The 21,939-nt window shown below is 39.3% G+C and carries 19 protein-coding genes; 8 read left to right on the plus strand and 11 right to left on the minus strand.

What is annotated here, in order from left to right:
* Nucleotides 1-65 precede the first annotated feature (65 nt).
* From B3C94_RS08565 to B3C94_RS08580, 4 genes are all read right to left on the minus strand, one after another.
* Nucleotides 66-1,622 (minus strand): FMN-binding glutamate synthase family protein, encoded by a 1,557-nt coding sequence (locus B3C94_RS08565; protein ID WP_293902010.1) that lies wholly within the window; start codon nt 1,620-1,622, stop codon nt 66-68.
* Between the two features lie 186 nt (nt 1,623-1,808).
* Entirely contained in the window at nt 1,809-2,570 is a 762-nt protein-coding gene (locus tag B3C94_RS08570) for a Rossmann-like and DUF2520 domain-containing protein (RefSeq protein WP_293902013.1), read from the minus strand.
* Nucleotides 2,570-5,029 (minus strand): heme lyase CcmF/NrfE family subunit, encoded by a 2,460-nt coding sequence (locus tag B3C94_RS08575; RefSeq protein ID WP_293902016.1) that lies wholly within the window; start codon nt 5,027-5,029, stop codon nt 2,570-2,572. The genes B3C94_RS08570 and B3C94_RS08575 overlap by 1 nt, the downstream gene beginning before the upstream one ends.
* 19 nt (nt 5,030-5,048) lie before the next feature.
* Entirely contained in the window at nt 5,049-5,456 is a 408-nt protein-coding gene (locus B3C94_RS08580) for a cytochrome c maturation protein CcmE (RefSeq protein ID WP_046672794.1), read from the minus strand.
* A gap of 488 nt (nt 5,457-5,944) precedes the next feature.
* On the opposite strand from B3C94_RS08580, the gene B3C94_RS08585 reads away from it, so the two are divergent.
* Nucleotides 5,945-6,904 carry a lipid A-modifier LpxR family protein gene (locus B3C94_RS08585; RefSeq protein WP_293902022.1) on the plus strand — a complete coding sequence of 320 codons (960 nt, stop codon included), beginning with the start codon at nt 5,945-5,947 and terminating at the stop codon, nt 6,902-6,904.
* A gap of 99 nt (nt 6,905-7,003) precedes the next feature.
* On the opposite strand, the gene B3C94_RS08590 is transcribed toward B3C94_RS08585, so the two are convergent.
* Complete coding sequence (locus B3C94_RS08590; RefSeq protein ID WP_293902025.1) at nt 7,004-8,254, minus strand: dicarboxylate/amino acid:cation symporter; 1,251 nt, start codon at nt 8,252-8,254, stop codon at nt 7,004-7,006.
* Between the two features lie 530 nt (nt 8,255-8,784).
* Between B3C94_RS08590 and mnmD the strand changes: the two genes are divergently transcribed.
* On the plus strand, nt 8,785-9,450 hold the full coding sequence (gene mnmD, locus B3C94_RS08595) for a tRNA (5-methylaminomethyl-2-thiouridine)(34)-methyltransferase MnmD (RefSeq protein ID WP_293902028.1): 666 nt from the start codon (nt 8,785-8,787) through the stop codon (nt 9,448-9,450).
* A 55-nt stretch (nt 9,451-9,505) separates the two neighbouring features.
* Here mnmD and B3C94_RS08600 read toward each other — a convergent pair whose 3' ends face one another.
* Nucleotides 9,506-10,243, minus strand: a complete 738-nt coding sequence (locus tag B3C94_RS08600) for a hypothetical protein (protein ID WP_293902031.1) — start codon at nt 10,241-10,243, stop codon at nt 9,506-9,508.
* A gap of 297 nt (nt 10,244-10,540) precedes the next feature.
* Here B3C94_RS08600 and B3C94_RS08605 point away from each other — a divergent pair, with 297 nt between their 5' ends.
* On the plus strand, nt 10,541-10,663 hold the full coding sequence (locus tag B3C94_RS08605) for a hypothetical protein (RefSeq protein WP_293902034.1): 123 nt from the start codon (nt 10,541-10,543) through the stop codon (nt 10,661-10,663).
* Between the two features lie 63 nt (nt 10,664-10,726).
* Here B3C94_RS08605 and B3C94_RS08610 read toward each other — a convergent pair whose 3' ends face one another.
* The 4 genes from B3C94_RS08610 to B3C94_RS08625 all read right to left on the minus strand — a co-directional run bounded on the left by B3C94_RS08610 (nt 10,727) and on the right by B3C94_RS08625 (nt 14,943).
* Nucleotides 10,727-11,416: an SMUG2 DNA glycosylase family protein gene (locus B3C94_RS08610; RefSeq protein ID WP_293902037.1), complete on the minus strand. Its 690-nt coding sequence runs from the start codon at nt 11,414-11,416 to the stop codon at nt 10,727-10,729.
* A 99-nt stretch (nt 11,417-11,515) separates the two neighbouring features.
* On the minus strand, nt 11,516-12,013 hold the full coding sequence (locus tag B3C94_RS08615; protein WP_046672788.1) for an FKBP-type peptidyl-prolyl cis-trans isomerase: 498 nt from the start codon (nt 12,011-12,013) through the stop codon (nt 11,516-11,518).
* A gap of 36 nt (nt 12,014-12,049) precedes the next feature.
* Nucleotides 12,050-14,050: a thioredoxin domain-containing protein gene (locus B3C94_RS08620; protein ID WP_293902042.1), complete on the minus strand. Its 2,001-nt coding sequence runs from the start codon at nt 14,048-14,050 to the stop codon at nt 12,050-12,052.
* A gap of 50 nt (nt 14,051-14,100) precedes the next feature.
* A complete protein-coding gene (locus tag B3C94_RS08625) occupies nt 14,101-14,943 on the minus strand; it encodes a hypothetical protein (RefSeq protein ID WP_293902045.1) in 843 nt (280 codons plus the stop codon).
* Between the two features lie 185 nt (nt 14,944-15,128).
* Between B3C94_RS08625 and B3C94_RS08630 the strand changes: the two genes are divergently transcribed.
* From B3C94_RS08630 to B3C94_RS08645, 4 genes are all read left to right on the plus strand, one after another.
* Nucleotides 15,129-15,743 carry an RNA polymerase sigma factor gene (locus tag B3C94_RS08630; RefSeq protein WP_293902048.1) on the plus strand — a complete coding sequence of 205 codons (615 nt, stop codon included), beginning with the start codon at nt 15,129-15,131 and terminating at the stop codon, nt 15,741-15,743.
* Nucleotides 15,744-15,745: 2 nt separating this feature from the next.
* A complete protein-coding gene (locus B3C94_RS08635) occupies nt 15,746-16,756 on the plus strand; it encodes a FecR family protein (protein WP_293902051.1) in 1,011 nt (336 codons plus the stop codon).
* An 87-nt stretch (nt 16,757-16,843) separates the two neighbouring features.
* Complete coding sequence (locus B3C94_RS08640) at nt 16,844-19,342, plus strand: TonB-dependent receptor (protein ID WP_293902054.1); 2,499 nt, start codon at nt 16,844-16,846, stop codon at nt 19,340-19,342.
* Between the two features lie 85 nt (nt 19,343-19,427).
* Entirely contained in the window at nt 19,428-20,264 is an 837-nt protein-coding gene (locus B3C94_RS08645) for a hypothetical protein (protein ID WP_293902057.1), read from the plus strand.
* Nucleotides 20,265-20,457: 193 nt separating this feature from the next.
* Here B3C94_RS08645 and B3C94_RS08650 read toward each other — a convergent pair whose 3' ends face one another.
* Nucleotides 20,458-20,949, minus strand: coding sequence for a SixA phosphatase family protein (locus B3C94_RS08650; RefSeq protein WP_293902060.1), 492 nt, complete (start codon nt 20,947-20,949; stop codon nt 20,458-20,460).
* A 133-nt stretch (nt 20,950-21,082) separates the two neighbouring features.
* Between B3C94_RS08650 and B3C94_RS08655 the strand changes: the two genes are divergently transcribed.
* A complete protein-coding gene (locus B3C94_RS08655) occupies nt 21,083-21,886 on the plus strand; it encodes a methyltransferase, TIGR04325 family (RefSeq protein ID WP_293902063.1) in 804 nt (267 codons plus the stop codon).
* The last annotated feature ends 53 nt before the right edge of the window (nt 21,887-21,939 follow it).

The raw sequence follows: 21,939 nt of genomic DNA on the forward strand, positions 1-21,939 counted from the left end.
TAAAGACATAAAAAGTCCCCTATGTAAGAAGAACATAGGGGACTTTTTTATAGGATCGTTGAGTATTAATCTTCAAAGAGCTTGCTTTCGAAATCTGTATGGCTGTTGACCAATTTGCCTTCCGTTCCGAAATAGATTTCTTGAAAGCTTAGTGTCCGGATGGCATCCACTTTACGATAAAATTTATCGGCCGATACATCCGATAGGGTCTTGAAACCACAAGCTTCCATAATTTCCACCGTAGCACGTAAGGTGTTGCGGTGAAACTGAGCGACACGTACATATTTATCGTTTACATCGAGTCCTTTGTATAAGTGTGGTTGTTGGGTGGCAACACCAACCGGGCAGACGTCTTCATTACATTTTAGTGCTTGAATGCAACCCAATGCGAACATCATGCCTCGGGCGCTATAACAAGCATCTGCGCCTAAGGCGATGACTTTCAATATGTCAAAACCGGTTACAATACGGCTTGACACGATGACCTTGACATGTTTTTTTAAACCAAAAGCAATCAGGGTTTTTGTTACGAACGCCAATGCATCGTACAGTGGCATCCCTAAGTTATCTGTAAACTCTAGCGGAGCAGCTCCGGTACCACCTTCTGATCCATCTACTGAAATAAAGTCTGGGAAGATCTGCGTGTTTTGCATGGCATGACAGATGTCGATAAACTCATGTTTGTCGCCGATACAAATTTTAAAGCCGATAGGTTTCCCACCAGAGAGTTCACGCATTTGCTGCAAGAAGTGCATCATTTCAGTTGGCGAGGAGAAAGCGCTATGTGCTGGAGGCGACATCACGTCTGTTCCAGGGATGACGTGACGGATAGCAGCGACCTCAGGGGTGTTTTTCGCGGCTGGAAGAATACCTCCGTGGCCAGGTTTGGCCCCTTGAGAGAGTTTCAGCTCGATCATCTTGACGTTTTCACGATTTGATTTTTCTCTGAAAAGTTCCGGATCAAATTTTCCCTCCTTATTACGACAGCCAAAATATCCTGTACCGACCTGCCAAATTAAATCACCACCGTTGTTGTGGTAGTCACTGATTCCTCCTTCGCCGGTATTGTGAGCAAAATTTTGAAGAGCAGCACCTTTATTAAGCGCCGTAATCGCTGTTTTACTCAAAGCGCCATAACTCATTGCCGAGATGTTGAACACACTTAGGCTATAAGGCTTTTTACAGGCCGCATTTCCAACGATGGTACGTAGATCGTGGTTTTCGATATGACAAGGGAAAACAGAGTGCGCAGCCCATTCGTTGCCCACAGCCTGCGGATCAGTCTGCATACCAAATGCTACAGTTTCACGCTGATTTTTAGCACGTTGATAGACGATTGAACGCTGTCTTCTGTTAAATGGACGTCCATCCATGTCCGATTCCCAAAAATATTGTCTCAGCTCCGGACGGATAGATTCGAAGATATAACGGAAATATCCCACCAAAGGATAATTACGTAGAATGGCGTGTTTGGTCTGGAAACTATGGTATAACGCGATCAATAGCAATGGAAATGGGATGATAAGCAGCCAAAACCAGCTTGATGTAAATATAAATCCAAATGATACAATGATTAAATTAATCACAATCATTATTGAAAGAATGAGTTTTCTAACTTCCATAGAAAATACGATTGTTTAGTTTTAATTCGCTATTTTAATATTTAGCCCAACTGATTATTTTATTACTCAATTAGCATTCCAAAATGCGCTTTTGGACGAAGCAAATGTACTAAAGTTCCATAAGTAAATGGATATATTTAGCCCTTGGAGGTAAGTTTTGATAAGTTTATAACCGTTTCTAACAAACTATTTTCTTTTAGTAATCTCCTGCGACAAAAGTTGATAGATTTGCTGTAAATCTGGTTTATTGCTAATAAATTGCAAATGTTTTTGCATTGTCGCTACGTCTCGTCGTATCGCGGGTCCTGTCTGAACTGTTATTGGAATATGATTTTGTACTTTTTCTGCCGTTTCCAAGATGATTGGTTTGATCAGATCGAAGGATAAGCTGTTTTCTTCCAACAGCTCATAAGCCATCTGGTAGAGGATGTTCGAGAAATTATTGACCATGACCGAAGCGAGGTGAATGGCGAGTCGCTGCTGGGAATTGCAATAGATGCTCTGCGGTGCAAATGTCTGTGCAAACCGAAGTAGCATGGCACTATTTTGATCTGTATTACCTTCAACACAAAATGGGATAGCCGAGAAATCGAGTGTTTTGTTTTTTGACAGGGACTGTGGTGGATAAATCACTCCCGCATTTTTAAATTCAGTCAGTACAGACAGGTCGGTCGCACCCGAGCAATGTACAACGATACCGGTTAAATCTTTCGGTAGCGCTTCTATCACAGGTAAGATGGCCTGATCCGAAACTGCAACAAGGTAAAGGTCGGCATGGAGGTCGAGTTCAGACAGCTGATCAATTGCAGGGCAATGAAGTGCAAAGGCCAATGCATCTGCATTGGCCTTTGTTTTACTGTAGATCTGAACGATATGTTGTCCTATTTTTTGAAACTGTTGTCCAAAATGCGTAGCGGCATTACCGCTTCCTAAGATCACAATGTTCATTATTTAAGTGCTTTTCGTTTCTCCTCTTTGTTTCTCCTCACGATGGACATGATAAAACCGATGGTCATCACAATGGTTCCGCACCAGAAGAAGTTGATATACGGGAATTTAATGGCTTTAAATACAACCCATTTCTTTTCTGGAAGAGGCTTTTGATAGACCATAATTTCCAGTTTATCTTTATCAGGTTTAATTCCCGTAAATCTGAATTTAAGCCCCTGCTCGCTGACGTCCTTATTGAAGTCGTATACACCACCCTCTTTAATCAAGTAAATAGGTTGGACTTCATATTGCTTGTTGTCGGCCGAAAATACTTTTATTTTCAATCCCACCATCACATCATTAGGTCCCTTTGGAATTTTCTCCAGGTGAGCCTCTTTGTTGAAGCCTTCAATGACATAATACCCGTTGCGGTAACGTAAGGTATCACCGATATTCACCTGATAGGTTGCTGGCTCCTCGTAGTCTTCGAAACCAGTTTTTTCTTCGGCTGGAACTTTAGCATGTGTCGCTTGACTTTCCGCTGCTGCTGCGGTAATCAGTGTATATACATCATGCGTGATATAATGTTTGGTGGCTGGCGTACCAATCAAACCGCCCATTTTCGCGTTGTTTTGTGCAAAAGGTTGTAGCACAAAATGCTCCTTCACTTTGCCTGTTTCTTCGTCGATCCGCTCATATTTTATTTTATAAAATGTATTTGGAGCAACAATGCTATCACCGATATAGGTAATTTTATATTCCCCCATTTGCACTGGTTCACCTTCGGTCAAGAATAAGTTGTCGCCCGGTTTCTCTACTTTGTCAAATCCAGATACAGCGATATAGCCTGTATTGTTGACGGAAATCACTTCGTTGGTTGCCGCAGCCACCATCGCACCGATCAGCAATAGTCCAAAGCCGATATGCGCTACCGAGGAGCCGGCCAATTTCCATTTGCCTTTTACAGCGTCACCCAATACGCGGATATTCGCCAGGATACAGAAAATACTAGCGAAGGTGATCAAGATATAGATCAGGTTGGTGTAGGTCTTCGTAAAATAGATGACAGCAGCCGTTAGGATTAGAGACACAACCAATGATGCGACTGTAGAAGCCAAAAACTTGCGGCTATCGGTACGTTTGTATTTTAAGAATTGTGTGAATCCGGTTAAGATCATCACGATGACGGCAAAACCCGATTGCCATTTGTTATAATGTTGGATCGGATCCAAAGGTGGAGCTACCTTGGTACCAAAGATCTTGTTGAACACGGGAATGGACGTTGAAGCAATGATCTGTGCACAGGCTACAGTCAATACCAATGCGCCAATAAACATCCAGAATTCTCTGGAATAGATATCCTCATCCTTTTCTGTGATGGGCATCTCTTTCTTTTTGACGGTAAGAAAGACCACCATGATCACCAAAAAGACAACATTGAATAAGATCAATTGTCCGCTCATGCCCAGATCGGTAAAGGAGTGTACCGAAGTCTCTCCAAGTACGCCACTGCGTGTCAGGTAAGATGCGTAGATCACAAGTACAAAGCTGATCATCGCCAAAAATGTAGCCGTGAAATAGGAATGGCCTGAATTCTTGTAAGCGATCATCACGTGTACTGCAGCGATCAAGGTAAACCAAGGGATAATCGATGCATTTTCTACAGGATCCCATGCCCAGAAGCCACCAAAATTAAGTGCCTCGTAGGCCCAGAAGGAGCCCATGATAATACCAGCTCCTAAAATCATGACTGCAAATAAAGCCCATGGAAGTGCAGCATTAATCCATTCTTTGTAACGTTTGGTCCAAAGAGCACCTGTTGCATAAGCAAAAGGAACAATCATGGAAGCAAAACCCAAGAATAATGTCGGTGGGTGAATCACCATCCAATAGTTCTGAAGCAAAGGGTTCAGACCATTTCCGTCGGTAATAAGTGAGAGGTAATTGGCTTCTCTAAAGATTGGAATATCCATTGCTTCACGCAAGAGGATAAAAGGAGAACTACCGATACGAAGCCCGAAGATTTCCACGCCGATAATCATGGACGCTAAAAATGCCTGGCACAACATGACGAAAGTCATGACTGAAGATTCCCAGCTCTTTGCTTTAAATAGCAAAACCGAGCCTAATACCGTTTGCCAGAACATCCATAGCCAAAAACTACCCTCTTGACCTTCCCAAAAACTGGAAATTATATAGTAGGTAGGTAGCGTCTTGGAAGAGTGGGCCCAAGCATAGTTATATTCAAAGAGATGATTGTATATAATATAAAATAACGTTGCACCAATCGCCACAACGGATACCGCATTGATCCAGAAAGAAATGCGGGCAATTTTTTTCCATGAATTCTCTTCAGGGTTTTTTGTTGCAAAAAAGTAACTGATGCAGGATAGAAGTGCAGCACCAAAAGAAAGTACAATAAAAAATTGTCCGATCTGCCCTGGAAGCAGGTGCTCACCAACGTAATTAACGTCCATTGAAAATTGATTTTACGAATTAATTATTGAAAGCAGTAGCATTGATCTCGGTGACGACCGATTTATCGTTATATTTAGACGGACATTTCATCAATATCTTACTTGCCCTAAACACATTCCCGTCCATTTTTCCGGTCAATACAATCTGCTCTGAACGCTCAATATCTTGAGGTTTGGCACCTCTAAAAATCACTTCACATTCTGTACCATCGTTGTCACGCATGAAAAAAGAAAATTTGTTAGCGTCAGTTTTGGGATCATAATGAAGCGCTTTGTCTTTATTCAATTGACCTACCACATATAGTTCGGTTTTCTTTTCTTTAGCTTCGGTAAATGTCGAATAGGTACTTGAATCTGTGTAGATCACAAGTATCATGGCAATTGCGACAGCAATGATAGCGATTAGAATAATGGAACTTTTTTTCATCTTGTATTTAAATTATTAAAAGCGTTAAATCTCTTCGTTATCAATGAGATTGGTTCGCTCGATTTGTTTTTTATCCCTAATGATTTAGCATGAGTCAAATATTAGAAGCTTTGACAGCGGATTTAACCTATGGCAATTTCATGTATGTTTTTATTCCCTACGGAGCAACTCAAATGGAATTCCTGTTACCGGCTACTTCGATATGTAAGTGTTGCCATTTTTTTAGCTCGATTATTACCCAAAGCTGACAAGGTCATGCCCCTGGAAATTTCAAATTGTTTACATTTGACACCTAATCGAATGCAAAATTACAAATAGATTCGCTAAGAAAGGAATAATGCAAGTTTTCCATATTATTTATATCTATTCTAAATAGTTTAAAAAGATTTGAAAAATAAGCTAGATTCGAATGCTTTTGAATAATTTGAAGTGAAATTTGCTGTTTTGGTTTTAAAGATATCGCATGAATTTTACAATTGCCTGTTAATATGAGTGTTGCTTTGCGATTTTTAGGGCTCCTTTGGGCTCTTATATTTCCTTGTTTTTTTGTGTTTGGGCAGGTAAAATTCCGTAACCAGGAAATTTCCATCCAGAATGACAATGATGTTTATCTATTGACGGGGCAAGACCGCTATTATACCAATGGCATCAATATCAATTACAGGATTGCATTGCCGGGGAAAGTGGATAGACAGTCTTCAAATACCGTGCTGGATTTTGAACTGGGCCAACGCATTTACAATGGTATCAGTATCATTGATTATAGACGGCAGGAAAAGAAATACGATAGGCCATTTGCGGGCTACCTCTATTTTAGTGCAGCGGGAACCCGATTCTTGCCGCACGATCAGGTTCTTGAACTCAAAACCGAATTGGCGCAGATCGGTCCCAAGTCCTACGGTGAAGAAGCACAAAAATTTATACATCATCTATTTGGTATGTATGAAGCGACGGGTTGGGATACGCAGCTTGGAAATTCCTTTGGTATTGATTTAAGTGCAACCTATAAAAAAGGGCTATATCGCAGTCAAAACCAACAATTCGATGTGGGAATTATTGGTGGGGGGACTATTGGTTTGAATAATACCAATATAACGATGGCGGCTCCTTTTCGTGTGGGGAAGCTGAAACCTTATCATGCCTCGACCTTTACACATGGTCATTTGACACAGGCGAGAGAAGATGCTGACAAAGAATGGTATTTTGTTTATCAACCGAGCATAGCCCGCATTTTTTACAGTGCAACTGTAGAGGGGGGAAGGGGCAAAGATGATCCTATTGGCAAGTTATACAAGATTCAACCTTGGATGCTCAGTCACCGTATCGGTTTTAACTGGTCTAACCAAAAGGTCAATTATGGGATCAATTATATTTTCAACTCGAAAGAGCTCAAATCGGTGTTTCACCGGCATCAATATGGCGAGCTGTTTTTTGCCTACCGTTTTTGATCCGCCAGCAATAGGTGTGACCTATATTGATCTGCTAGGCATAGATAATGGCTTCGTTGATCCGCTGTCCTGTGGAATACTTGTCATGTAATGTTTTGTTTAATCTGGATTTTCGAGAGTCGGATCGGTCAGTTTCTGTCCGATCAATCTGGTGGTGAGCATAGCGGCTACGGTGTCTCCGGTGGCGTTGAGCATTGTCGCGAGGGGATCGACCAGGGTTGCTATAATCATGATGGAAGGAATTACTTCTGTTGGCATCTGATAAACCGATATGATTAACATTTCTCCGATATAACCACCATTAGGGATACCGCCTGCCACGATACTGACTAATAAGGTAATTCCTACAGCCATGATCAGATTGGACGGATCAAAAAATTCCTTTCCACTTAATAAAAGTGCGATATAGATTTTAAAGATACAAGCAATTGCCGATCCATGCTTGTGCAAGGTTGTACCTAAGGGGATGACGACGCTTGCTACGCTATCCGGGATCCCGATTCGCTTGGCTGCAAGTAAGTTGGCCGGCATGGTCGCTAGGCTGCTGCAGCTGCTCAAAGCCGTTAAGGAAGGCAAAATGTTATTTTCCCAATATCTTTTAATACCCTTTAGACCGAATGCTAAAAAAGCAAATAAACTGAATGCGGTGAAAAAATATAGAATTCCAAAGAGATAATATAGGCCTATTGGCTTGGCATAGAAGCCAAATAACTGCGGGCCTAGGGTTCCGACTTGGTACGCAAAATATGCACCCAAACCAATAGGGGCTAGTGCCATGACCATCACAAGTAGGTTGCCCATCACCACATTGCCCGAATTAATAAAATTGCGGAAAACCTCGGCCGTTGTTCCGGATTTGCGTGTTGCAATTCCGACAAGGAATGAGAAGATAACAAATGCCAGCATATTCTGGCGTGATAATAAGCTTGAAAATTCGCTTACAGTCAGAAACCGAACCATTTTTTCACCCCAGGAATCATGAATAGCAGTGTCTATCACATTGCTTGTCTGTTCAACAGCTAACGGAGCATCTACGGGAAATAGATAAAGGAAGAGTATGCTTGATACCCCGGCGACAACAATTCCTAATACAAATACAAATGACATCATGCCGATGATTTTTCCCAATACACTATCGCCATCGATATTGGCAACGGAGGAGGATATTGCAAAAAAGACCAAGGGTATGACGCTGACAAAGAGTAGGTTTAGGAAAATATCGCCAATCGGTTTAAGATTGTTGACACTATGGGGAAAAAAGATGCCGATCAAACTTCCGATACTGATTCCGAGAAGGAGGAGCAGGATGCTGCCATAGTTCTGTACAAAAGTTTTTATAGCGTATTTCATAGGTAGCTGATTAGTTATACGGCAAGGGTTCATGACAAGTGAACAGCCTGCACTGAATTTGCATCACGATTACCTTCGGATTAAGCAGTTCTAAGGCATTGTCTGCTCTTTTTAGGCCTGGATATTTCATTAGGTTTTGTGAATATTTAGTATTTAGATTGCTAAAATAGTGTTTTTCTTGAATAGGTTTATTGGTATCAGTCGAATTAATGCATGTTTGTTCATTTTTTGTTTTTTTATTGAAAAAATCCGCTTTCTTTCCGAGAGTTTCTGTTTTATTGATTTGTGTTTTTTACCGAGATATCAGTCGGATCGTTATGTTCAAGGATTGGCCAGAAAAAATCTTCTTTTGCTTTTATGGCTGATGGTAAGCGCAAAGTGATGAAGGTTTTTGATACTCGTATTGGCTTTTATATCTTTGGACATTGGCGGTTGTCAGCGTCATGGGCAAGAAGTACTTCATTTACTTGGGCAGCTGTTTTTTGTCCAGATTTGATGTATCAATTAAAACGTAAACGATTTGTAGTAAAATGGAATTTGTAACGACAGGAGATGGTTCGAAAACATTGTTTAATGCCGAAATAGGTGAATGTTATCACTCTACACATGGTGCGGTACAGGAAAGCAGGCATGTGTTTGTCAAAACAGGGCTCGACCACTATGTACAAACAACAGGAGCAACCGATGTCGGTATTTTGGAAGTTGGGTTCGGGACTGGTTTGAATTTTTTGCAAACTGCCGACTTTCTTCAGGATAAATCTTTTAGGGTCGAATATGTCGGAATTGAAGGGTTTCCATTGCCTTTATCTACTGTTACTGCAACCGGCTATGAGACGGCGGTAGATCCGAAAATATGGACTGATTATCTTGATACCTACGAAAGGGCATTGGTGGAGAATGTGCAGCTCAATGAACGGTTAAAACTTTATATTGATCATACTTTATTACTGAATTTTCAATCGGACCGGTTATTTGATGTTGTTTATTTCGATGCCTTTGCTGCGGTGCATCAACCTGAGATGTGGAATGATGCAGCTTTGGGGCATATCGCCCAGTTTATCAAACCCGGTGGAGTCTTTGTGACTTACGCTATTACTGGAAATCTCAAACGCAGCATGAAAGCATTGGGATTTTCAATTGAAAAGGCTCCCGGAGCGCCAGGCAAACGGGAGATGCTTCGCGCGACAAAGTTGTAGCGGATAATTATTTTGCAATGTCCTAATGAGTATTGTGCATTAGGACATCTTTATTTTAAGATTTAACAGTAAATGCGCCAGCGATACATGCCGGGTGGAACTCTTTGTTATTAAGTAAAAGGTATTTTTGACGTAACAATTGATAGTATTCTATATTCATTCCCACAATTATTGTCTCGGCATTTTTAAAATCCATATCAAAAATAAGCTCTTCAAGCTCGATCATTTTCTCGGATTGATGAAGGTCGAGTTGAATCTCATGAGAGTAAAAATGGATATGCTGCTGTAGCTCGAAGTTAAATACTGCGACGGTAAAGTTTATAGCTAGAGCATCACAATGTTTTGGCAACAGTATGTCATTGCGAAGGTCAAACTTAGGAAATTGAATGTGGACCTGCTTATCCACTAAGCTAAGTTCTGGATCAAAATGCATAAAATCATGGATGTGGCATTTATTGTTGAATTGAAAATTTACCAAACGATCTATTTTTCCACCATGAATGGTTTTCCTTCCAGTGGGGCGCCCATTTGGACGCACCACTCTTTTGAGCTGTGTAATTAACCTGTTGTGCATGTTGCTATCGTGCAGGTCCAAATGTATATCCCCCATGAATTCCCTGATTCGGGCACCGGCGGTGCTGATATGTCCAAAATCTGATCCAATAGCTTTTTTTGCCTGTGTCTGTTTTTTTACAGGTTTCGGCATCGTCTGCACGATTGTTTGTTCATTTGATTGTCTAATGACGACGTTTCCAACGGCGCCTTTTAGATTTCCATTTTTTAATGTTCCCATAGTGTAAAATTGCTGGTTAAATAGTTGAAAAACAAATTGTTGTTTACTTTTTCGGGAATGAAAATTGTTGTTCGCCTCCGATTGAAGATTTGGAAATAAGCAGCAAAAGGGCGCTGTGAAATTTGTAAAAAAACGGGCTAAAGATGTTGTAAGGACTGGATAGCATAAAGCCTCGGCATAGTTTCGTAACAGCTTCGGGGCAACGTCGTCTCAGGCTCGACATGCTAGCGGCATGAATACGACATGCGTCCGTGTTGTCTCCGAGTTGGAGACGGAAGGAAGGCTAAAGCATGGTGCTTGGAAGACGCACTGATATCGACCATGTTCAGACGCTGGGGCGAACAAGAGCAGAATAAGAGCCGATTAAAGGGAGAAGCAGCGTCGAATAATAGCCAGAAGAAAACGATCGTCAATAAATAGACGCACAATACACACGAATATCACTCGGAAAAAGATACTAAATGCTTCGTAAAATCAATCAGCTTATAGGCCGCTTAGTAAGCTGATATAATTATCGATATAATGCAGTTTGTCTTTGGATTTATATTGCTGAATATAGCGAGGATGGTCTAAAATGGTCATCTTTCCAAACAACTTTTCTTCATTGTTGATCTTAGCGAGAAAGGTTGCATTTTTCTTTCCGAGCACAAAGACTTCATCCGTCGCTAAGCCCATAGAGATGTGCTGTTTTAAGGAATCTAGCATAAAGGGCCTGACCATGTCGAATAGTCTTTTATCGTCGTAATAGTTGGCATTGATCCAATTGTTGGGTTTCGTCTCTCGGACTATAGCCAGGGGAAAGGGCGAATTGATATAAAATTGTTTGTAGAAAATATCGGGGCCACCATAGGCCTCAATCATATCGTACATGAACACTGAAGAGATTTCATGGGTATGTGCAGAATGCATTTGTATGCCGCATGCACTAGCTAATCTTTTGGTATCTGTAAAAGGAACGCCCGTTACACCTGCCCCGTGTCTGCTCGGATTAATGCCAATAATGAATTTTCTTGTTAGATTATCATTATAATATTTGTGGTAGAACTGCTCCATCACCATCAATGTCTCGGGGTTATCGAGATAGGGATTAATTACATTGAACTCCGAAGGTAGATTCCCTCGGTAATGCAGTTGTTTGTTAAATAAAACTACTTTTTCCGCAAATGTTAGCATGTTTAGTGTGTTTGAAGACAAGATACTATTTTTAAAGAAGTTAAAAACAAAACAGGGCGCCAAAATAGCGCCCTGTTTTATACTTTATCTTGGTCAGGATTAGTGACCTTGCGTACCATCTACACCATGAGAATGTCCATGAGACAATTCTTCTTCAGTAGCAGGACGTACAGTTAAGATTTCGATATCGAAATTTAATGTTTTACCAGCCATTGGGTGGTTTAAGTCAGCAACAACAACTTCTGGAGTAACTTCAGCTACTACAGCGCGGAATTGATTTCCTTGGTTGTCTTGCAAAGGCAATACTTCACCTACTGGAGGTAAGCCTGTTTCTTTGAACATGTCTACTGGTAATTGTGCGAATGCTCTGTCGTCTTTTTGACCGTAAGCATCATCCGGTGCCAATTCAAATGAAATTTTATCACCAACGTTTAAGTCTGCGATGTTTTCTTCAAATTTAGGTAACATCATACCTACACCATATAAGAAATCTAAAGGTTGTTCTGCAGTTGTTTCTTCAACGAAAACTTTTTCACCGTTTTCTACTGTGTGAAGTCTGTACGTCAATGCTACGACGTCGTTTGCTTTTATAGCCATCTGATTTTGATTTTTGGAAGCCGAGGCTACCGTTTATTAAATATAATTTATTAACGCTTGTATTGAATCCTGTGGTAGACTGCAGGTCTTATTTTTACAAAGATATGCTTTTGTCTCCTTTCCGACTCTATGCTCCAGGAGTGGAAGATTCTCTTCCGTACCACCGAGCACAATTTTATTAGGAATATAATATTGGTCGAGTTCTTTTTTAAAAGCCATTGCTCTATCGCCCGTCAATGCAATTTCATTGATTCCATATATTTCTTCTAGCAATAATATTGCCCAATTTGAATAGGCCGATCCATAAGTCTTGATTTGGGGGAATACATTCGCCAGCAATTGGTCTGTAATGGCGATGTAATTTTCGTCGTCAAAAAGCAATCCTAATCGTTTCAGCTGACGAACCATAGTCGACGAAGAGGATGGGATAACGTTGTCCATAATTTCGCTTTTCCGCGCGATGAGTTCCTCTGCCTCCGACGAAGTATAAAAGAATGTTTTTTGTGATCCATCGTAAAACAATGCTATAGCCTTATCGGCTAGCTGTCTTGCTTTGGTGAGCCAATTGAGGTCGAATGTAGCCTCATACAATGCTATAAAGGCTTCAATAGTGAATGCATAGTCATCTAGGAATCCTGTGATCGCTCTGTTGTTATCTTTTGGCTGATGTAATAACTGGACATCATCATGAATAAGATGCGTACAGATAAACTGGGCATTGTTTAAAGCGAGTTCAAGAAAATGACTGTTTCCAATGCTTCGATAAGAATCGATGAGCCCTTTTAAAAAGAGGGCATTCCAGGTCGTGAGCTGTTTGTGATCGAGTCCAGGACGTATCCGTTTTTCACGATAGTCGAATAATTTTTTCTTTGAAATTTTTAGAAAATCTGACCATTCGTCAGCTGACATATTGACCTCTGCCGCTAGCTGGTCTGCATTTATGGCGCAAATAGGGATGTTGGTTTTCTCTTCCGCCCAGTTGCCTAATTCGGTGATGTTAAAATATTGGCCAAGGAGGGGCGCATCATCGCCCAATACCCTATCAAATTCAGCTTTGGAGAATGAATAATATTTTCCTTCCATGCCTTCACTGTCAGCATCTAAAGCGCTATAGAAACCATGGTTTGGAGCCAGCATTTCGCGCTTGGCCCAAGTAATCGTTTCTTCGATAATCCGCTTATAGAATGGATCCCGACTCTGTTGATAAGCTTCCGCATAAAGGGATAGTAATTGCCCGTTGTCATAGAGCATCTTTTCAAAATGGGGAATATGCCAATAATGGTCGACAGCATAGCGCGCAAAGCCACCACCAATCTGGTCATATATTCCACCTGATCCGATCTTTTTTAACGTAAAATGTATATGATCCAATAGTTTCTGATCGTCAGCAAGAACCCCATATTTTAGCAAAAACAACCAATTGTTTGGTAACGGAAATTTAGGTGTTCTTTGATAGCCGCCTTCTTTTTTATCGAACATCTCGGCCCAAGGTGCAACAATTTCATTTAAGTCGTTGATCGTGTATTGTTCGGGAATGGGGTTGATGGGCAATTTCTCTGCCCGTTGAATACCGTTGTTCAGCTTTTCGGCGTAGTCAAATGCGACTTCGGGTTTCTCTTCCCACATTTGTGCAATTTGCAATAAGATATTCTGCCAGTCGTGCGGTTTGAAATAGGTGCCGCCATAAATTGGTCTTCCGTCGGGCAGGCAAATACAATTTAAGGGCCAGCCGCCGGCATTGGTCATCAGTTGTACAGCGAGCATATAGACCTGATCAATATCGGGGCGTTCCTCGCGGTCAATTTTGATCGATACGAAAAACTTGTTCATGGTCTGTGCGATGGCTGAGTTTTCAAAACTTTCACGCTCCATCACATGGCACCAATGGCAGGCCGAGTAGCCAATGCTTACAATGATCAGTTTATTTTCGTCTTTTGCTTTTTTTAAAGCTTCCGGCCCCCAGGGCATCCAATCCACTGGATTGTGTGCGTGCTGCTTAAGGTACGGTGAATGTTCAAATTGCAATTGATTCGCCATAAGACGAAGGTAGTGAAAAAGCCTCCATGATGGAGGCTTAAATGTGTTTTTTAATATTTGGGTTCTGCAACGATCTGGTAAGTCTCAATGGCATCTTTCGGATTCCCAATTAAAGCGATTGACGATGTGCCTCTTTCCCAAATTGCTATGGGCAGGTGATTAAGCTTATTTTTGAAGAGCTTGTTGTACTTGTCGTTAAGTTCAGCCTGTTGATTGTTAGTTGTGGCTAGGGTGGGACTGCCAAAAGATTCGCGTGCCACTTCCATCAAATATTCTTTTTCTTTTTCAGGCGTTTGTTTTCGAAATTGATCGCCATAATAGAGATTGACATAACTATAGGGGTATTGCCCTTTTATATAAGTTTGATCGATGCGATAACCTTTTTTGTAAGAAAAGGATTGGCCTACAATGCTTCTTGTGGGTGGGTTTTCCCAATTAACATTGAAAAAATCTTTTTCAGCAATAGCCCTGATCGTGAGGCTAGCTTGTTTGACCACCTTGCTGTCTTTGTAAAGCCGTAAGTCAAATTTGTAATCGCCAGGTTTGTTGAATGTGACACCGGTCATATAACGAAAAGGATTAACGCCTGAACTGTAATGCATAATATCATCGATATGCCAGACAATTGAATCAACAACCTCTTTTTCCCAAAGAAAAAAAGTGAAATGATCCTTATGTTGTTCTATATCATATAAACGGATTTCACCCTGTTCAAATACATTGATAACCCGATTGTCTGTCCATGCATCAATGTTTTTGGTTAATCTTGTTGTAAGGGATTCCTCTTCTTTTTCTTCAGGAGTTGTTATTTCCGGTGTTTCAGGATAATTTTCTTTGGAACACGAGATGAAAATAAATAAAATTAAACTTATGAAAAGGTGTCTATTTAACATGTTTTTTGATTTTTCGTAAAAATAGAAAATTTATTTAAAATTTGATTAATTATGTGGCGTTGTTGTTTGTTTTTACGTTAAATGGCTTTGGTTACTCATCGAGTTGTAAATTAACTAGATGCATAAAATCTCCATGGAATTTGATTATTTTTACATACGTTTATTATTAGCTTTACCGAAGTCCTATGTCAAATGACGTTGACCTGCTTAAAAAGATAGTTCAGAAAGATAGAGATGCTTTTGAGACTATCTATAAAGCCTATTTCCGTAAATTGTATATCTTATCTTTTCGGTATGTGCGAGATGAAACGATCGCTGAAGAGCTCACCAATGATGTATTTATGATGTTATGGGAAAATGCAGGAAAATTGATTATTAATCAATCACTTGGAGCCTACCTATCCCGCAGTGTTATCAATCTCTCGCTTACCTACCTCAAAAAGAATCAACGTTTATTAGAACGGAATACTGATTATAGCAAGGAACTGGATCTGACAGACGGGGAAGATCAGACCGATAGCGCAGCACTTTACGAATCCAAATTATTGATGATCGAAAGTATACTGGAAGGGCTGCCGCCGCAGTGTCGAAAAATCGTTCTTATGAGTAAGTACGATAAGATGAAACAACAGGAAATAGCGGATCAATTGGGAATTTCCATTAAAACCGTAAAAAATCATTTAACGATTGCTTACGATAAAATTCGGGTGGCTTTGGCCAAGCAAAAAACATTTCTGTTGCTTCTAATCGGCTTTTTATTTTTTTCATTAGGACTTTTTGTTCAGTTTATTATCTTATAGATATGGAAGAAAACAATACTTCAAGATTTATTCCTTATGACTTGATTCAGAAAAAGCTGGATGGGACTATTTCCGAAAGGGAAGGGGTGTTACTTGAACGTTGGATTTCTGAAGATACGGAGAACCATCGATTATATGATGAAATCAGTACGATATCCGATGACCTTATTGCATTGGAGCTCTATAAAAATTTAGATACCAATAGTCAATGGGACAAGTTTAAACTACAACTGGGTAAAGAAGCCATTGTCCAGGACCAAGAGATCTCTATACCAATCAGAACAATATTACATCCCTGGATGAAATTTGTGGCTGCAGCGATATTATTGATAGTTGGTTTTGTCTGCTATCTGAACTTTGATCGCTGGATGGGCAATGAAATCCGCATGTATGGATCAGCAGTGCAACAATCTATTTTACTTCCTGATAGTTCGGTCATGGTACTGCATGCAGGTGCGGAAGCAGTGTTCAATAGACGAACATTTCCGGAAGAACGGATTGTCAAACTTAAAAAGGGAAAAGCGCTATTTGATGTAAAGCACAAAGCGGGGAGCTCTTTTGTCGTAGATCTTGAAAACAATTATGTGCGCGATATCGGAACTACCTTTGAAGTGAATTTATTGGCAGAAGATGTTGAGGTACTTGTTAAGGAAGGAATTGTTGCCTTGAGCAGTGGAAAGGGAGATCATTCGGAAGAACTTGTTTTGCAAAAAAATCAGAAAGGCCTGTATAAAAAACAAACAGCATCCTTGTCCAAAATAGATCTTTCCGAGCAAAATGATACCGAAGTTGCTCAGAAACTGAACTATTCGAATATTCGATTGGATAGTATCTGCAAGGATCTGGAAAAGCATTTCCGGGCGAATATTACAGTCGTTGGGGATAGCTTAAAAGCCCGGAAGCTGACCATGTATTTTGATGGACAAACGCTCAAAGAGATTGTTCAGATTCTCTCCAAGACTCTCAATGCGAAATGGAAATCGGATAAAAAAGGATATAATATCTACGAATAGATTTTTCGCATTGCTGATATGAAAGATAGGATACTGTATCGTCTGCTCTTTTTATGCTGGTTGGTTATAGTCATGTGTTCGAAATGCATGGGGCAGAATTCTCCTACGGATTCGCAAATTTCAATTGACACACATAACAAACAGATCATTCAGATACTTGTCGAAATTCATAAAACATACGATATTTCCATGTCTTATGATGAGCAGATTTTTAACAAGAACATTATCTATAGTCGATCATTTAATAAATCGAGTTTAGAAGAGGTTCTTAATTATTTGCTCAAAGATTCCAATATTGGATTTACAATTATCAATAGGGCCCTGATCTTCTACAAAGAGGATAAGACTTTTACCATTAAGGGGCGTGTTGTAGATAGTCTAAGCGGTGAAAACCTGATCGGTGCTACTTTGTTGATTGCTGAGAAAAGTAAAAGTAGTTTTAGTAATAAATATGGGTTTTATTCATTAACTCTACCACTGGAGACCAATGTCTGTGTGGTAAGCTATGTCGGGTATAAAACAAAAATTGTGAGATTTTCTCCCGATATGGAGTTTGGTACATTTTTAATCAAACTTTCTCCTCTAGATATGAATCTAAGTGAAATTGTGATCAATGGAGACTCTATCGGACGAAGTAAGCAATTACAGGTGCTAAATGGGAAGATAGACTGGAATAGAGCTCGGAGAAGTTCTTTCTACAAGGGAGAAGCGGATATTATCAAGGTTTTACAGATGCAAAATGGTGTTAACGGATTGACTGAGGGGGGGAGTAACTTGTTTGTTAGAGGCAGTGGTAAAGATCAGAATCTTATATTGTTGGATGAAGCTGTTGTTTACAATCCATCGCATTTATTTGGTTTGACTTCTGTCTTTAATCCTGATATCTTAAAACATACTCAAATTTATAAGGATGCTATCCCATCGAATTTCGGAGGACGGATTTCATCCATCATGGAGATGAGCACACGTGATGGCGACGTAAACACAATACATGTCTTCGGCGGCGCAAGCTTACTAGTGGCTCGCATTGGAGCTGAAGGTCCACTTATAAAGAAAGGGAAGGGATCTTTTTTAGTGACGGCAAGATCAAGTATATCGAATGTATTCAATAAAGAATATCGTTTGTTCAATGTGAAGGGGAATTATAGTGACTATAATGCCAAATTGAATTACGCAATTGGGGACCGTCATAGGGTCTACGTTTCTGGATATGTCGGGAAAGATAAAGTGGTTGCACCTAATAAAAATACTAATCATTGGGGAAATTGGGCGTCTACATTACGATGGAATTATGTGCAGAGTCCACGCCTGTTTATGAATTTGTCCGCGATTTTTAGTAATTATTCGAACAGGTTGGATATCAGTAAGCCCGAATCGTCAGAAAACCGAACATGGCTGACGCAAATTAGAGATTTTAGCCTTAAAACTGATTTTACCTATTTTGGAGGATTAGATCGCATGCTTGATTTTGGAGTCCAAGGGACGCTGCATAGGTTCAAGCCTGGGGAAATTTCTCCCGTTGATCTAGCTAAGGAAGAAAATATTTTCAGGGCACAAGCATATGAGTATGCAGGATATGCATCCTTTAACTGGAAGATTGACTCTTCCTTTCGGGTCGTTTTAGGTACACGTTTAAATGCTTTTTATAGCACTTCGTTTGGACAATATTATTTATTAAATAATCAATACAAAGTCTTGGCGGGAGATTTGGATAAGAAAAAGACTTATTACGGGATCGAACCTCGTTTTTCTTTTCAGTATAAATTTGCCGATGCTTATTATGCAAGAATATCTTATAACCGTATATACCAATATCTACAGCTTTTACAGAACGATGAATTGGCTTTTTCATCGTTGGAGGCCTGGATACCTGCTGGGCAAAATATAAAACCTCAATATACAGACGCAGTTTCATTTCGCATAAATAGAATGATTAATGGAGGATACATTGCGATAGATGGGTATTGGAAAAAGATGAAAAATCAAGTTGAACTTATTGATCATGCGCAACTTATTTTAAATCCTTTTATAGAAACTCAGATAAAACAGGGAAACGGTCGAGTATATGGTTTAGAATTTTCTTTTAATAAACGTGTAGGGCCTTTTGAAGGAACTGTTCTATATAGCTATTCTCGGTCCTTCCGCAAAATTGTAGGAATAAATAAAGGCAATGAATACGTGGCTAACTATGATATTCCACATGTGGCTAAAGTTAGTTTGTCTTACGATATCAATAAAACTATTCATTTGAATACATTTTATGTATTACAGTCAGGAAGGCCATTAACTTATCCAATGGGGTTTACGGAGTATGAGGGTATAGTTATGCCTATTTACTCGGATAGAAATTCACATCGTATGCCGATTTTTAGTCGCTTCGATATGAGCTGTTCTTTCGATTTAGAAACGAAAAAACAGCGAGAAAAAGGTCGGCTAAATACTTTAAATATAGGTCTATATAATGTCTTTGACCGACATAATCCATTATATTACAGTTTTTTAGAGAGTGGAGATGGTACCCCCATCGTTAAACAAACTTCATTTTCAGGAATTGTTCCGTCAGTAAACTATGCAATAAGATTTTAAAATAAATGATGTTCCCTGTATCTAAAAGTTCATTTTAATCGTATGGTTAATGTAAATTTGGAACTAGTAAATTAGGTTGGGGCAGATGAATAAAAATGTCTATTGGAAAGTCCTTGTTTTGTTGTTTTGCTGCAGCATGCTTTACGCCTGTGAAAAATCAGCGCTAGAAGATGGGCAATCTTATGATATGATCGTGGAAGGTGGTATCAATACCATGTATAAAGAGCAATATATTCAATTAAAGCGACTTCATATTTCTGGCGTTACTAGTGAACTTGAAGGAATTCCAGCTGCTACGGTTATCGTGACAAATGGTCCAAATCAAATTGATTTTGAAGATGTTGGAAATGGTCTGTATAAAGGTCAATTGTTTGATTTAAGAGATACCGTTGGAAATATATTCCAATTAAAAATTGAATTGAATGGAAAGGTGTATGAATCACAAGATCAGCTAATCACCAATGTGCCGATAGAAAAGTCTTTTATACCGGTAGAAAAATCTGATGTTAATAAAAAATGGCATGTCAAGGTTGATACATATTTATTTGGTATGAGCAATTCCAATAAATGGCTTATCATGCCGCAAAAGGAATTTTCGGATGAAAGTATGGTATTGTTTAAAGCACCCTATAGTTATAGTTTTAGGTCGGGAGCTCCAAATGTTTTAAATACATTGCTGGCTGCTACTTATAGTTATGAAATGGGAAGGAAAGACAGTTTAGTGATTTCTAAATTTGCGATTTCGCCGAGATATGCAAAGTTTTTATATAATTTGTTCCAAGAAACAAAATGGAAAGGGCTATTGTCAGCAGTCCCTGCGAATGTACAAGGGAATGTTACGGGAAATGCCCTTGGATTTTTCTATGTAATGGATGGAATCAAGAAAACAGTTCCGATGAAAGATATTAGAAACGCTAAATAGCTAATTTAATCCTTAAAATGAAGAGCCATATACGTAAGAATCGTATATGGCTTTTTTTATGTGAATTTGTTTCTATTAAATTTTGTGGATTAGAAATGAAAATGCTATTAGGACTTTTTAATAATGTTATTGTCATTATTAAAGATTGAACAACTAGACATGTTTCAATACAAATGGTTCTTTGAATTGAATTTTAATCAATTATTTGCACAAGATCAGCGCAATTGCCGCTGAGCATCTGAAAAGTGAAACCGGTATCGAGTTTTATCTCTGCGCATGATGAGGTTCGTAGATATGCCGCTTTCCGGGTTAAGTATTCCACGAGATCAGTTAACGTAGGATTATGACCGAAGAGCAGCACATGATTGATATGGTCAGGAATTGCGTTGATAATGGATAGCAGATGTTTGTATGTGCATTCGTAGATCGTTTCTTCGATCTGAATATCAAAAGAAGAAGAACCCATCACATCCAGAAAGATACGTGTTGTTTGGAGTGCGCGGTTGGCTGGGGAGCTGATCACCATACTGTTTTCGTCAAGATTCAATTTTGTGGCAAGTTTGGCAGCAACCTGTTTTGCATGCTGAATTCCATCGGAGGTAAGGGCACGGTCAAAATCGTTTATTCCGGGAATGGTTTCAGCTTTGGCATGTCGGATGATATAAAGTTTTTTACTGTTGTCCATGATTAAAATTTTTGATTCTATACTATTAACGCTTGATAGCAATATTTCATTGTAAAAATGATGAGATTACTTTCTTCATTATAACAAAATAGTAAAGTATGAGTTCTGCGATTCTAAAAAATATAATAGATAAATGATAAAGAAGTTCTTTTCAAAAAAAAGTAATAATGAAAGGAGTGATCCTGGATATGGCTGGTCAGGAAGGTATATGTATTGGGAAGATGTAAAAAGCTTAACAGATGGGTATGACGCGAATTTGATTTTGAACAGAACCTATCAATCGATGCTTGAAATTCGTGATGGGCATGCTGTGTATGAGAGAGATTCCGTGCTATTTGAGAAAAAAGAATATCCTTTTGCGCTAATTTCAAGTCTTCTTTATATAGCAACAAAAAATGATTTGAAATTGAAGGTCATCGATTTTGGAGGCTCTTTGGGTACAACCTATTATCAAACGCGTGATTTTTTAACTTCTTTGAAGTCATTAGAATGGCACATTGTGGAACAAGAGTCTTATGTGGAGCTTGGTAAAAAAGAGTTTGAAAATAAGCAGTTAAAATTTTATAAAACAATAGAAGAGAGTATTGCTGATGGCCTGCCAGATATAATTATTCTATCCAGTGTTGTCCAATATTTGGAAAAACCTCATGAATTTCTCAGTTATTTGGCGTCTTTAAGAATAGCCTATCTCCTTTTCGATCGTACGGCATTTGTCTGTGATGGACCTGACCGTCTTACATTGCAACGTGTGCCACCATCTATTTATGATGCATCCTATCCAGCATGGTTTTTTAATGAAGCAAAATTCTTGAGCCATTTTAATGAGTATGAATTACAGGCTCAATTTGCATCCTATGTTATTGGAGAGCAAAATATGCTAATTGATGGACAGTTGGCCGGATATGATAGCGGATTTTTTTTTAAGAAAATGATATGATGCATAACTACTGTACTTTATTTAACTCAACATATTTGACTAGAGGTTTAGCA

Origin of the sequence: Sphingobacterium sp. UBA5670 (assembly GCF_002420705.1) — a bacterium.
Classification (GTDB): Bacteria; Bacteroidota; Bacteroidia; order Sphingobacteriales; family Sphingobacteriaceae; genus Sphingobacterium.

What these genes read in the sequence shown, in the direction of transcription:
- B3C94_RS08570 (WP_293902013.1), bottom strand. Translation starts at nt 2,570, where the DNA reads ATGAACATTGTGATCTTAGGAAGCGGTAATGCCGCTACGCATTTTGGA.
- B3C94_RS08600 (WP_293902031.1), bottom strand. Translation starts at nt 10,243, where the DNA reads ATGGGAACATTAAAAAATGGAAATCTAAAAGGCGCCGTTGGAAACGTC.
- B3C94_RS08640 (WP_293902054.1), top strand. Translation starts at nt 16,844, where the DNA reads ATGGGGCAGAATTCTCCTACGGATTCGCAAATTTCAATTGACACACAT.
- B3C94_RS08610 (WP_293902037.1), bottom strand. Translation starts at nt 11,416, where the DNA reads ATGCTAACATTTGCGGAAAAAGTAGTTTTATTTAACAAACAACTGCAT.
- B3C94_RS08615 (WP_046672788.1), bottom strand. Translation starts at nt 12,013, where the DNA reads ATGGCTATAAAAGCAAACGACGTCGTAGCATTGACGTACAGACTTCAC.
- B3C94_RS08645 (WP_293902057.1), top strand. Translation starts at nt 19,428, where the DNA reads ATGAATAAAAATGTCTATTGGAAAGTCCTTGTTTTGTTGTTTTGCTGC.
- B3C94_RS08625 (WP_293902045.1), bottom strand. Translation starts at nt 14,943, where the DNA reads ATGTTAAATAGACACCTTTTCATAAGTTTAATTTTATTTATTTTCATC.
- B3C94_RS08590 (WP_293902025.1), bottom strand. Translation starts at nt 8,254, where the DNA reads ATGAAATACGCTATAAAAACTTTTGTACAGAACTATGGCAGCATCCTG.
- B3C94_RS08655 (WP_293902063.1), top strand. Translation starts at nt 21,083, where the DNA reads ATGATAAAGAAGTTCTTTTCAAAAAAAAGTAATAATGAAAGGAGTGAT.
- mnmD (WP_293902028.1), top strand. Translation starts at nt 8,785, where the DNA reads ATGGAATTTGTAACGACAGGAGATGGTTCGAAAACATTGTTTAATGCC.
- B3C94_RS08650 (WP_293902060.1), bottom strand. Translation starts at nt 20,949, where the DNA reads ATGGACAACAGTAAAAAACTTTATATCATCCGACATGCCAAAGCTGAA.
- B3C94_RS08580 (WP_046672794.1), bottom strand. Translation starts at nt 5,456, where the DNA reads ATGAAAAAAAGTTCCATTATTCTAATCGCTATCATTGCTGTCGCAATT.
- B3C94_RS08635 (WP_293902051.1), top strand. Translation starts at nt 15,746, where the DNA reads ATGGAAGAAAACAATACTTCAAGATTTATTCCTTATGACTTGATTCAG.
- B3C94_RS08565 (WP_293902010.1), bottom strand. Translation starts at nt 1,622, where the DNA reads ATGGAAGTTAGAAAACTCATTCTTTCAATAATGATTGTGATTAATTTA.
- B3C94_RS08620 (WP_293902042.1), bottom strand. Translation starts at nt 14,050, where the DNA reads ATGGCGAATCAATTGCAATTTGAACATTCACCGTACCTTAAGCAGCAC.
- B3C94_RS08585 (WP_293902022.1), top strand. Translation starts at nt 5,945, where the DNA reads ATGAGTGTTGCTTTGCGATTTTTAGGGCTCCTTTGGGCTCTTATATTT.
- B3C94_RS08575 (WP_293902016.1), bottom strand. Translation starts at nt 5,029, where the DNA reads ATGGACGTTAATTACGTTGGTGAGCACCTGCTTCCAGGGCAGATCGGA.
- B3C94_RS08630 (WP_293902048.1), top strand. Translation starts at nt 15,129, where the DNA reads ATGTCAAATGACGTTGACCTGCTTAAAAAGATAGTTCAGAAAGATAGA.